The organism is Streptomyces sp. NPDC001401 (assembly GCF_042895385.1).
Lineage (GTDB): Bacteria > Actinomycetota > Actinomycetes > Streptomycetales > Streptomycetaceae > Streptomyces.
In genome coordinates, this window is sequence record NZ_JBIAWI010000001.1 from 1,585,241 (window position 1) to 1,597,825 (window position 12,585).

General features: G+C 67.7%; 7 protein-coding genes and 1 pseudogene. 3 read left to right on the plus strand and 5 right to left on the minus strand.

Annotated features, from left to right (window positions below):
* Positions 1-48: 48 nt before the first annotated feature.
* Complete coding sequence (locus ACFY10_RS07355; protein ID WP_390664048.1) at positions 49-1,428, minus strand: nitrate/nitrite transporter; 1,380 nt, start codon at positions 1,426-1,428, stop codon at positions 49-51.
* 314 nt (positions 1,429-1,742) lie between these two features.
* On the minus strand, positions 1,743-2,357 hold the full coding sequence (locus ACFY10_RS07360; RefSeq protein ID WP_390664049.1) for a Uma2 family endonuclease: 615 nt from the start codon (positions 2,355-2,357) through the stop codon (positions 1,743-1,745).
* A 158-nt stretch (positions 2,358-2,515) separates the two neighbouring features.
* Between ACFY10_RS07360 and ACFY10_RS07365 the strand changes: the two genes are divergently transcribed.
* Positions 2,516-2,686, plus strand: a complete 171-nt coding sequence (locus tag ACFY10_RS07365; RefSeq protein ID WP_390664050.1) for a hypothetical protein — start codon at positions 2,516-2,518, stop codon at positions 2,684-2,686.
* A gap of 168 nt (positions 2,687-2,854) precedes the next feature.
* Here ACFY10_RS07365 and ACFY10_RS07370 read toward each other — a convergent pair whose 3' ends face one another.
* On the minus strand, positions 2,855-3,175 hold the full coding sequence (locus ACFY10_RS07370; protein ID WP_390664051.1) for a hypothetical protein: 321 nt from the start codon (positions 3,173-3,175) through the stop codon (positions 2,855-2,857).
* Entirely contained in the window at positions 3,160-9,678 is a 6,519-nt protein-coding gene (locus tag ACFY10_RS07375) for a polymorphic toxin-type HINT domain-containing protein (RefSeq protein WP_390664052.1), read from the minus strand. The genes ACFY10_RS07370 and ACFY10_RS07375 overlap by 16 nt, the downstream gene beginning before the upstream one ends.
* A 275-nt stretch (positions 9,679-9,953) precedes the next feature.
* Here ACFY10_RS07375 and ACFY10_RS07380 point away from each other — a divergent pair.
* A pseudogene (locus ACFY10_RS07380) lies at positions 9,954-10,046 on the plus strand (transcriptional regulator); the annotation flags it as partial.
* Positions 10,047-10,183: 137 nt separating this feature from the next.
* On the opposite strand, the gene ACFY10_RS07385 reads toward ACFY10_RS07380, so the two are convergent.
* Positions 10,184-11,143, minus strand: a complete 960-nt coding sequence (locus ACFY10_RS07385; RefSeq protein ID WP_390664053.1) for a LysR family transcriptional regulator — start codon at positions 11,141-11,143, stop codon at positions 10,184-10,186.
* 96 nt (positions 11,144-11,239) lie between these two features.
* Between ACFY10_RS07385 and ACFY10_RS07390 the strand changes: the two genes are divergently transcribed.
* Entirely contained in the window at positions 11,240-12,577 is a 1,338-nt protein-coding gene (locus tag ACFY10_RS07390) for an MFS transporter (protein WP_390664054.1), read from the plus strand.
* Positions 12,578-12,585 lie beyond the last annotated feature (8 nt).

Genomic DNA, 12,585 nt, shown 5'->3' on the forward strand with positions numbered 1-12,585 from the left:
CAACGGCGCGTGACAGGCTCGGTTCGACTTGATGTCGCCGGTGTTACGTCACACCTCGGCGTAGCTGAGCTGCGGCTTCGCCTCTGCGGCGGCCGCGGACCGGGCCGCTGCGGCCGGGCGGCGAAGGTATACGGCCCAGGTCACCGCGAAGCAGAGAGCGTAGAAGGCGAGGAAGACGACGAAGGCTCCGGTGCCGGATCCGTTGGTGAGGAAGGACTGGCGGAAGGCCAGGTTGATGCCGACACCGCCGAGCGCGCCCACCGCGCCGATGAGCCCCATGGAGGCACCGGAGAGACGGCGACCGTATGCAGCGGCCTCCTCACCCTCCAGCCCCTTGGCGAGGGCCTTGGCCTGGAAGATTCCCGGGATCATCTTGAACGTGGAGCCGTTGCCGAGCCCGCTGAGCACGAACAGCACCACGAAGACGGACACGAACAGCGGCAGCGACTTCTGCATGCTGGCGAAGACCAGGACACCGGTGGCGGCGGCCATGGCGACGTAGTTGTAGAGGCTGATCTTCGCGCCGCCGTACTTGTCGGCGAGCCAGCCGCCCACGGGCCGGATCAGGGAACCGAGCAGCGGGCCGATGAAGGTGAGGTACGCGGCCTGCAGCGGCGTACGCCCGAACTGGACCTGCAGCACCTGGCCGAAGGCGAAGGCGTATCCGATGAACGACCCGAACGTCCCGATGTAGAGGAAGGACATGATCCAGGTGTGCGCGTCCTTCGCGGCGTCCTTGGCGGCGCCGGTGTCGTTCTTCACGGACGCGATGTTGTCCATGAAGAGGGCGGCGAGGACGGCGGCGACGAGAATGAGCGGGATGTAGATCCCGAGCAGCACGCGCGGCCCGCCGCTCGCCCCGATGATCGCGAGGGCGGCCAGCTGGATGACCGGCACACCGATGTTGCCGCCGCCCGCGTTGAGCCCGAGCGCCCACCCCTTCTTCCGAAGCGGGAAGAAGGCGTTGATGTTGGTCATCGAGGAGGCGAAGTTGCCGCCGCCGATGCCGGCCAGCAGGCCGATCCAGAGGAAGGTGTCGAAGGACGTCCCCGGCTTCATCACCGCGAAGGCCGCGACCGTCGGGATGAGGAGCAGGCCGGCCGAGATGATCGTCCAGTTCCGCCCGCCGAAGATGGCGACGGCGAAGGTGTAGGGGACGCGGACGACGGCGCCGACCAGCGTCACCATGGACGTCAGCAGGAACTTGTCGGCCGGGGTGAGCCCGTACTCCGGGCCCATGAAGAGCACCAGCACCGACCACAGGGTCCAGATCGAGAACCCGATGTGCTCGGACAGGACGGAGAAGAGAAGGTTCCTCTTGGCGATCTTCTCTCCGGTCTCGTTCCAGAAGGTCTCGTCCTCGGGATCCCACTGCTGGATCCAGCGGCCTCCCCTGCTGGATGCGGGGGCTGTGCTAGGGGCTGTCATGACGCCTCCACGGTGCTCCGGGGCTCGGTCGTGCTCGGGGGCAGATGAGCGGTGATGAGTCCCGAAGGTAGGGAGGCAGCGTTTCCGGCCTGTGGCACCGGGTGACCGGAAGGGAACTTTGCTCTCACCCCGCGGGGAGGGGGGATGAGAGGTTCTGCGGCCGTACGTTACGAAGAGCTCCGCATTACGAAGAGGTCTCCGTGAAGCGTCCTGCCCGGCCCGCCGGCGGTGACGGTGGTCAGCAGCCAGGGCTCTTCGTTCCCTCCCCTATATACGGCGGCGGAGTCGCCGACCGGTTCGTGGGCGTGCTCGTTTCATCGACCGCGGTGGTCGACGGCCGTCAGGTCGATCTCGATGTCGAAGGGCACGGAGACCTTGAGTCTGTCGTGGAAGATGCCGGTGAGCCCGTAGGACTTCGTGGCGGGGTCGAGCTCGTAGACGTACACGACGGGGTATCCCTTGTCGTCGTCCTGCTCGACCCTCCAGAAGTGCGGCACACCTGCCGCCGCGTACTTGCCGGGTTTCACCTCGCGGTCACGCTCACGGGAGTCCGCCGAGACGACTTCGACGGCGAGGACGATGTCCTCGGGCTTGTACCAGGTCTGATTCGGGCCGGTCACCGCATCGACGGGAAACACCACGATGTCCGGCTCCGGGCGGTTCTTGGTGTCCAGCTTGACCGTCATCTCACGGTCGACGTCCAAATGCTCCGGGGCCTGGCCCAAGAGGGCGTTGTCCAGCAGACGCATCGTCCGGCTGTGGAAACGTGTCTGCGGACTCATGAAGACGAGACTCCCGTCGATCAACTCCGTGTGCGGCGGGAGGCCCGGAATCCGGTCGAGGTCGTCCGCGGTCCAGCCCCCGGGGGGCGGGATGGGCCAGCGGTACGCGGGCTCGTCGTCCAGCCCGTCGTCGGATGCGGCGCTCATCGGTGCTCCCATGGGACGAAGTCTCGCCTGTCGATTCAGCGTACCCAGGGGAAAACTTGGTCGCCTCACCTCAATGAGTGATCCAACGAGCGCTGCCGCCCGGCCAGGCCCGGCACTGAGAGATCCTCTGCCCAGCGCCACAAGAAGGAGACGCAGAAGTGACCAGCTTCCACTCCTGGGACGAGGTCAAGGACGAGGTCTTCGACACCGCCGACCTCGCCGAACTCGCTGCCGGAACCCGCCGCATGGTGGCCGAGGCTCGCGCGCACCGGCTTGCGGAGATGCGCCGGCAACTTGGGCCGACACAGCGTGACGTGGCCGACCGCTGAAGCCCCCAGGCCCTCGGCACACCACTCGACCGAAACTGACGGCACCAACTCGTCCACGTCCATCCGCTGGGTTGCCGTCAACTACTGCCGTCAACCCACGCGGAAGCTCCGCCAGGCATTGCCTGGCGGAGCTTAAAATTTGCGGACGCACACCTTAGCGCTTGAGCCTCAGAGGCCTTGGAGTACCCAATCACGGGCGGCAGTAAGACAGGATTCGAGATCGCCAACCGATGTCACCCGGCCACTCCGCGTCTGAACCTGACCCGTTTCCACGTTGGCAAGATCTTGCTCAAATTCTCCGGTATCCCACAGCACTACTTGGGCCATGAAGCCACCGCCATCGAGAATCCAACTCACCGACTTCGATTCTCCCTCGCTAGGAGATATCTCGATCTCTGAGACATCCCTCAGGACCTCTGCCTTGCGGATTTCCTGATGGATCCACTCCTGGGCTCGCTCCAGCAACGCACTACCTAGGAACATCCCCATCCTCCCAGCTTGATGTTCTTCGCCTCGGGGAGTTGAGGAACAGGGTTCCCCTTCTTCTGTGCCAGCCGAGCAAAGATGGTGTCGGAGTCCGACATCTTGAAGTCCCCCGGCCTGCCGCCGGGAATGAGCGACGACTTTGGAACATCAAATTCGGCGTACACGGATCCCGGACGCGCAGATATATACGCGTCTCGACTTGCCGGGTACACGACGTAGGTGAATCCACCTCCGCCGCGCTGAACCATTCCAGTCTCCATCATCGCCTGATGCTCTGCCGATGACATCCAACGACCAACAGTGACCATCCCGTCGTCTGGAGTGTGGCCTCCGCTGTTGTGAACGAGGACCGGCGTAGCCCCTGCCAGCACATAGTACGTATGCAGATCGTCGACCGTAAGGTTGTACGTCCGCGCATGCCTCGTGAAGGACCTGTTCCCCGTGACGACGACAGTGCTTCCGTCATCGGTGAGCAGGGTCATTCCGGGCTTGAGGGCGCCCGCCTTGACCCAGTCGTGCTCGGACGGGGACCAGAAGGGGTGTTCGTGCGTGGCCGTTAGCTTCGCGATGCCGTCCTGTGTGGCGATGGACAGCTCGTTGAAGTACTTGTCGCCCTCTGTTCGGATGAGCCGGGTCACCTTGCGGGGCTTCGTCTTACCGGTTTTCGGATCAGTTGCCTTGACCCAGTCGCCGAGTTTGACGTCCTCGATGTTCTTGGTCGTCCCGTCCGCCATCAGGACGTCGGTGCCTGCGAGGAAGCACTTGCACCCGCCCAGCCCCTTGGGGACGCGTCCACCTGTCAGACCGCCTCCCGGCCCTTCTCCGCCGCCTCCGGTAAGAGCAGCCAAGCCGGCCACTGCCGCCGCGAGCGAAGGAACCTGGCCCCCGCACCCGCTCTCATGCCCCATCCGCATACAGGCGAGGAACTTGAGGTGGCTCAGGATGTTCTGAGCGACCTGCTCATTTTCAGCAGGTTCCGACAGGCAACCGGAGCCCTGCTCCTGACACCAGTTCCGGACCTCCCCCCAGAACTGCTGCGCGTACTTTTCCTTGTTCTTCCAGCTCCGGTTGACGAATACGCCCGGGTAGATCTCGTAGTGCGTCTTGATGAACTTGGCCGAATAGACATTTCCGGCGTTCAGGGCAGCAATGTAGTTGCTCGAATACCTCGGCGGTCCGGACGATGGCGGCTGCGTCGGTGTCCTGTTCTCGTGGTTGGGCGTTGCGCGGGTGGGGCAGTCGAGCTCGGCGCACAGGCCTGTGGGGTCGCTGTTGCTGACCGGGCTGTTGCTGCCGTACGTGTACCCGTTCATCTGCAGCGGGTCCGCGAGGTCGATGACCGGGTCCGCCGAGAGGAAGTGGCCCGAGGCCTGGTCGTACTCGCGGGCGCCGATGTGTGTCAGGCCGGTGGCCGTGTCGTCGATGCCGGTGCCGAGATAGCCACGCTTGTTGGGCCAGCTGGCCGACTTGGTGCCGCGGACCTCGCCGTACGGTTTGAAGGCTCGACGGGTGACCGTCTGGCCGGAGGCGACGTCCACCGAGGTGTCCGAGGTGCCGAGGTGGTCGGCGAGCAGGACGCTGAGTTTGTGGCCCGTCGTCGCACCGTTGGTGGTGGTGCGGACGACGGTGGGCGCGCCGGACTGGGCGTAGGACCGTGAGGCTCGGGTGATCGTGCCGGTGGAGCCCGTCGTCAGTTCGGTCTCGCCCAGGTAGAGCGTCGAGCCAGAGGACGAGTTCTCCAGCAGGCGGTTGCCGTCGGCGTCGTAGACGTATGTCGTCTTCTTGCCGTCGTCCGAGATGGAGTCGAGCTTGTTCTCCGCCGTCCAGACCAGGTTCTGCGTGGTGTTGGACAGGTCGCGGACGGTGGTGTTGCCCGTGGCGTCGTACGTGTACGCGCTGCCCTTGCCCGACGTGTTCGAGCTGACCGACGTCATCGTGTGCGGCTGCGTCTTGTACGCCGGGGTGGTGCTGGTCGCGGCGACCGTCTTGCCGTAGCCGTAGGTGAACGTGACGTTCTTCGACGCGTCAGCCGTGTCGTGCTCGGTCATCGTCGCCCGGTTGCCGAGCCAGTCGAACGTGTACGACTGGCGGTAGCCCGTCGCGCCGGTGGATACCGTCGTGGTGTCCGGGGCCGCCGCCGAGAGCGACGAGGTCAGCGCGGAGTCCGGGGCCGAGGTGTCCGTCGCCGCGTCTGGGGCGTCGGACACCGGGCCGGAGGAGGTGGCGTAGTCGGTGCGGGGGCCCCAGGCCGTTCCGTTCGAGGCCTTGCAGCCGGTGCCCTTACGGTCCGGCACGACGTTCGAGGTCCAGGCGTGCGCCAGCTCGCCCAGCACGTCGTAGGTGAAGCACTGGGTGTCCCAGCTCGCGTCCGACAGCTGGCGGGCGTTGGCGGTGATCGTGCCCGACCGGTCGTAGGAGTAGTAGCTGTCCGTGATGCGGTGCGGGCCGTCCGTCTCGCGGTCCGCGACCGTGCGCTCGAGGCGGCCGGTGTGCGGGTCGACGAAGTTGGTCGTCCAGACCCGGTAGGGCTGGGCGGCGGAGACGGTACGCAGAACCTCGCCGTACGGCGAGTACGTGGCGTCGGCCGTGTACCAGGTCAGGCCCGAGGTCGACTCCGCCAGGCCGTCGCCGTCGTAGCGGGTGACGACCTTCTCCTGCGCCAGCCCGCCCACTGCGGGCAGGGTGACCGACTGCGGCTTGCCCGTGGGTGTGTAGGTGTAGGAGTAGGCGTATGTGCCGGCCAGTCCCGTCGTCATCGAGTTGGCCGGGATGACCGTCTCGCTTCCGGTGACGTGGTACTCGGCGTCATAGCCGGTGACGGTGTTGATGTAGTCGCCGTTGTCGGTGTGCCGTTTGGAGCTCGTCGGTTGGCCGATGCCACCGGGCGCCTTGTCGTACGTGTACTCCTTGACAGGAGTAGCGGTGGCAGAGCCCTGTCGGACAGCCGTGACGCGGCCGAGAAGGTCGTACGCGGTGAAGGTTTCCTGTCCGAGCGCGTCCTTCACGTGGTCGGGCCGGTCCGCTGCGTCGTACCACGTGTTGGTGGTGCCGGTGTCGGGGTCGGTCGCGGACGTGACCCGGCCGCGGGCGTCGTACTCGTACGACCAGGCGTTGCCCGCAGGGTCGGTGACCTTCTTGCGGTTGCCGCGGGCGTCGTATTCGTAGATGGCGGTGCGGCCGGTGGTCGAATTCGTGGCTTCCTGGGTGTACTGCAGGACGGATGTGACCCGCCCGAGGGCGTCGTAGTACGTGCGCGTCCTGGGAGCCGTCGAACCCGGCGGATCCACGTATGTGCTGGTCCAGGTGTACGAGGTGTAGGTGGCGTACTCGTATGCGCCGTCGTGGTAGACCGACGAGCGGATCTCCCGTTCCAGGCCGTCGTAGCGGTGTTTGACCGAACTGGGAATCAGCGACTTCGACCTGGGCGTGAAGAGTTGTGTCTCCGGATCGCCCTTCGCCAGGTATGCGCCTGTCTGCTCGTCGACCAGTCCATGGTCGTCATACGTGGTGTCCGCGACGATCCGGCCGGGGCCGTGGGCCTCGACCTGCTTCTGGACCTCGCGCATCAGGCCGTCGTAGAGGGTGACTTCGCGGGTGTATGTGCCGTCGTCCTTGAGCGTGCTGACGGTGGCCGCCGACGGTCGGGTCTCGCTGGAGGTCGCGATGGCCGACTGGTAGGCGATGACGACGTTGGGGGACTTGCCGCCCGAGGCTCGGGTCGGGGACCAGCCTTTCACCAGGCGGCCGAGGGCGTCGTACTCGCTGCGGGTGACCCGGCCGTTGGGGTCGGTGACGGTCAACGGGAGGCCGCGGCCCGGGTCGAACGTGGTCGTGGTGGCCCGGTCCATGGCGTCGAACGTCTTGGTCTCGGTGACCGGGCCACCGTCCGGCGGGGTGTACTGCGTCTCGGTGGTGCCGACGCCGGGGCTGGTGACGGTACGGACACGGCCGAGATCGTCATACGTCGTGTCGGTGACGACGGAGTACGACGTCCCCGCCCCGTCGGTCTCGGCGACCGAGGTTCCCCTGCCCTTCGTCGGAGTCGCCCCGTAGGCCAGCTTGTCGTAGCTGTTACGCATCGCCGACTTGAGCTGGGTGGCGGGGTCGGCGGTGTCGTAGCCGGCGCACGAGGTGGCGGTCGTGCGCACTTCCTTGGGAAGGCCGATCAGCCAGGCCGTGGTGTTGTGCACGTACGCCGTCTTGGTGCAGGTCTGGTCGGAGAGACTCTCGCCGGAGCCGTTGGGCTTGACGACGGCCGTCTCCACCTGGATGGGCAGACCGTAGGTGTCGTCCACCTGCGTGAGCGTGCGGACGGCCCGCCAGCCGTTGTCGTCCAGGGACTGGATCTCGTCGGTCTGTTTGACGCCGGTGCGGAAGGAGAGCAGGGGTTCCCCTGCGGTGCCGTCCTCGTTCTCGCGCGGGCGGGACGCGGTCTGCTTGGACCACGGGTAGTTCAGGACGCGCTTGAGAACCTGGCCGTCGGAGTCGCGGTAGGTGATGGTCTCGGCAGGCATACCCGCGTACTGCGGTGCGTCGTCCGCAACCAGCGTGCGCTCGCCCTTGGAGTCCTTGACCTCACCGCCGATGCCCTGGAAGTAGCGGGTGACGGACATCGACTGGGCATTCGCGTCGCCCTGCTCGGAGATCGACTTGCTGCCCTTGAGGGCCGTGACCTGCCGATACCCTCGCCAGTCGCTGTAGGTCCGCAGGGCGGGCCGGGAGAACTCGTCGTCGCTCTTGGCCCAGGCCGGGCCCGAGTACTTGTACGTGGTGGTGACGGGCTTGCCGTGCGAGGTGACCTTGTCGTTCTCGGTCACGGAAGACACGACGTACTTGTTGAACCAGGACCTGGCCGGCGTCTTCTCGTCGCCGTCGGGGGACCAACGCACCGGATAGCAGGTGCCGTTGCTCCTGCCCCGGTCCTCGGCCGGTTCGCTCGCGCAGCCGCCGGTGTACTCGACCTCGATGTCGCCGCCGTACTCCGTGGAGACCACGCCGATGCGGGGCCGGGTGAAGCCGGGGCGCTGGTCGGTCCTGCCCTTGAGGACCAGGTTGGGCAGTTGCCTGTCCTTCAGGCGTGCGTGCAGCGGGGAGGTCGAGCCGACGGTGTACTGCCCGAAGCTGACGCCGTCCTCGGACTGGAGGGTGCCCGTGGTGTCCCCGGGCGCGTAGCCGGTCCGCGTGATCGAGTTCAGCCAGAGGCCGGGCGCGGTGTCGTACCAGTCCTCGGGAAAGGACTGGTGGAGCGTGTACTTGTCGACCGGGCCGAGGCCGGTCTGCCCGGCGCGCGCCGCCTTCGTCGTCACCGTGTCCAGACGCAGCTGCGTCCAGAAGGACGGGAACGGCGGGCAGAGCTTGGAGCCGGACTTGCAGTTGAGGTTGCCTGGGGTGTCCCACCAAGGGCGGTAGGAGCCGGGGTCGTCGGTCTTGGCGAAGTTGGTCGCGGTGCAGGCCGTTTCGGACTTCAGGCAGCGCTGTTTGGTGCCGAATTCGACGATCGCGGACGGCTTGGTGAGGCTGTCCGTGCGCATACCGTACTCGATGGAGGTCGGGTAGGCGTAACGGTCGTACTGTTCAGGGTTCTTGAACTTCTTGCGTACGGCGTAGTAGTTCGTCTCCTGCTTCCAGTTGACGATCATGGTGTTGCCGTTGACGTCGACGACCTTGTCCAGGCCCCAGCGCCAGGCTTGCTGTTTGCCGGAACCGCAGCGCGAGTCGGCGAAGGCGTCGGCGTGGCAGGGTTCGCCGGGGTGGTTGCCGAAGACGGGGACGCTGGAGACCGAGTCGGTGTTGGCGTGGCCACCGCCGACGTCGTTGAGGCCGTAGTAGTACTGCGTCCCGTCGGTGGTCGTGACGACCCAGTACTCGCCGTTGTTGTCGTCGTTGCTGCCGCCCACCCGGTGCTCGACGCGGGTGCCGTCGTCCTGCTGCGGGCGGTAGATCTCGGCGTCCTTGTCCGGGTTGCTGCCGGAGGCGGCGGCGCGGACCAACTCGGTTGTCTTGCCGTTCAGGGACATCACCGCGTTGTAGGACACCCAGCACAGGTCGGACGTCTTGTCCTTCTTCGCCGTGTTGTTGGGCGTGCCTGCGTCGAGCTTCTTCCGGTCGTCCTGGCACGAGCGGTAACGGCGCTCGATATGGCCGGGTTCGTAGTCCCAGCCTTCACCGATCCAGGACGCCTGCGGCGAGGAGACCGCGGTGCGGCCGTCCACGGTCTGGGAACTGTAGTTGAGCGAGATCTTGGGGGCCGGGCCCGCGGGCGCCGCAGGAATCGCCAGTGGGTAGGACCAGGTGAACCCGCCCGAGGAACCCCCCGCCTCCCACTTCCCGTCCGAGGCGAGCGGCGTCGCCTTGAAGGTCCCCCCGTTCCCGGCCCCGGAGTCGACAGCACCGATGACGGCGGTGTCCCCCGTGGCCACCTGGGTCGCGTCGGTCGAGGTCCGGTACGCCGCCTGAGCCACCCCCGCGCCGGAGGCCGGGGCCGACTTGGCGACGGCGGACGTCACTGTGCCGTCGGCTGCCGGGTCGACGGTGGCCGTGATGGAACTCGCCGCCGTGTCGTTGGCGGTCTCCAGCTCCTCGTACCGCCACCGGCACGGAGGCGGTCGCCCCCAACGACTACTGGCAGAAGCGGATCGCGATCGGCTGACAAACGCCGGTTGCCGTCGGTTGCGTCGGCGGCGGATCATGCACCAGATCCGCCGCCGACCTCGAACCCACAACAGCTTCCCTGCACCCCGGTCGAGCAGACCGCCCCCCAGCGGCCAATCACCCGGCGACGATTCATGAAGCGCCGCTCAGAACGGGGTTCGGCGGCCGCGAGGTGACCGCCGCACACCTCAAGCGCCTCATCGAGCTGAGCGAACTCGCCCACGCCGCCGTCCGGCTCATCCCCTTCGGCAGGGCAAGCTTCCACGGCACCGGCCAGGGCATCGACTACGTCGCGCACCTCACCCTCACGCCTCCACCTGGACCTCCTTCCTCGCCCACACAACCCGCCGCCCCACCTGATCACCCCGTCTCCGCATCCACGGCCGGCACCCATCCCCCCGCCGGCCACCTCAACCACCCCTCCCCCACCGACAGTTCACGCGCAGCCCGTCGAAGTGCGTCGAACGCCGGATGCGTCAGCCCCTTCCGCCACACCAACGACACCGGCGACGCAGGCACGGGGTCGATCAAGGGCCGCAACACCCTCCCGGGCATGGCCGGAAAATCCACCACGGCAAGAATCGGGTTCCGCATCTTGCTCATGATCCGCTCGAACTCCTCCTCTCCAACGGCCAGTGGAGCGGGCGGCGCGATTTCAATGCCCCGCCCCTCGAACAACAACCGCGCCAGATCCGTCCACTCCGGCGTACGTGGATTCCCGGCGCCCGCGTACACCGTCTCCCCCGCCAGCGCAGCCAGCGGCACCGCCTCCAGTGCCGCCAGCCGATGGTCCTGCGGCAGCACCACCGCCATCGGCTCGTACCGCACGAGCTGGTGCTCCAGTCGCCCCCGCAGCACCGGATCCAAGCCCGCGTACCGCCCGAACGACGCATCCAGCCGCCCGGCCAGCAGCTCTTCCGCCGCGCCGGTCAGGCCGCTCTCGTACCGCGCCATCAGCTCATGCTCGGGGGCGAGTTCGCGCGCCCGGTGCAGCACGCGCCGCGCGGTCACCGCGCCCCGGTAGTTGAGGTCGACCAGCAGCGGCCGGGTCTGCCCGAAGGCGCCGAGCAGCTCGTCCTGGGCCTCCAGCACCCGGCGGGCGTACGGCAGCAGCCGCTCGCCGTCGGCCGTGAGCGTCACCTGCCGGGTGGACCGCACGAACAGCTCGGCCCCCAACTCCCGCTCCAGGCGCCGTACATCACGACTGAGCGCCTGCTGGGCGACGTAGAGCCGGATGGCGGCGCGCGTGAAGTGCAGCTCCTCGGCGACGGCGAGGAAGGCGCGCAGGAGGCGGGGGTCCAGGTGGCTGGGCGCGGGCATCCGGCGAACTTACAGCAGGACTTACAACACAGGTGCGTGAATTGGTGCGGAGAAGGTGTTGGACCCTTTGATCACGTACGAGCGACCGTGGTGCCCATGCCGCAACCCACTCCACCGCACAAGCCCTTGTACACCGTCACCGCCGACGCCCTCGTCGCCGTCGACTTCAGCCCCCGCACCCGAACCCGCACCCGCACCCGCCGTACCCGCAACAGCCGGCCCCCCGGGCCCTACCGCCGACTCCTCACCACCCCCGGCGCCCTCGCCTTCACCCTCCCCAACCTCCTGGCCCGCCTCCCCATGGGCATGTTCAGCGTGAGCGCGGTCGTGATGATCGCCGGGGCGCGCGGCTCGTACGCCCTGGCCGGTGCCGTCACCGCGACCGGCCTCGCGGCGACGGCGGCCGTGGCCCCGTGGACCGCGCGGCTCGTCGACCGGTACGGCCAGGCCCGGATCGCCGTACCCGCCACGGTGATCGCGGCCCTCGGCTCCCTCGCCCTGCTGCTCTGCGTGCACTTCGGCGCCCCCGCCTGGACCCTCTTCGCCTCCTACACCGCCACCGCGACGACCCCGAACACCGGCGGCATGTCCCGCGCCCGCTGGGCCCATCTGCTGAAGGGCGACGACAGCGCGCTGCACACCGCGAACTCCTTCGAGCAGGCCGCCGACGAGCTGTGTTTCATGCTGGGCCCGGTGTTCGCGGCCTTCCTGTGCGGGACGTTCTTCCCGGAGGCGGGCACGCTCGTCGGGGCGGTGCTGCTGCTGACCGGTGTGCTGCTGTTCGCGGCGCAACGCTCGACCGAGCCGCCCGTACATGCACGCAAAGCGGCGAAGTCCCCGGTCCGCGCACCCGGCATACCCCCGCTCCTCGCCGTCTGTCTGGCCATGGGCGCGGTGTTCGGTTCGACGGAGGTCGTGACGATCGCGTTCGCGGATGCGCAGGGGCATCGTTCGGCGGCGGGGGTCGTGCTCGCGCTGCAGGCGGCCGGTTCATGCGTGGCGGGTCTGCTGTACGGGGCGCTGGGCGCGAGGGCCCGCAGGCTCACCGGTCCCGCGTCCGACCGCCTGCCCTGGTGCATCGCCGCAATGACGACCCTGATGACCCTCCCCCTCCTCGCCGCCGCCCTCACCGGCTCGCTTCTGCTCCTGGCCGGCGCGCTGCTGGTCGCGGGCATGGCGACCGCCCCGACCATGGTCACGACCATGACGCTGGTGCAGCAGCGCACCCCCGAGGGCCGCCTGAACGAGGGCATGACCCTCGCGGTGACCGGCCTGCTCGGCGGGATCGCCTGCGGCTCCGCGACCGGCGGCCGGCTGGTGGACCAGCTGTCGCCGACGGCCGGATTCGGGGTGCCGGTGACGGCGGCGGCCGTCGCGCTGATGATCTCTCTCGCGGCACGAACTCCGGGTACCGATTCGTGTCCGATGCATTGACGCGCCCA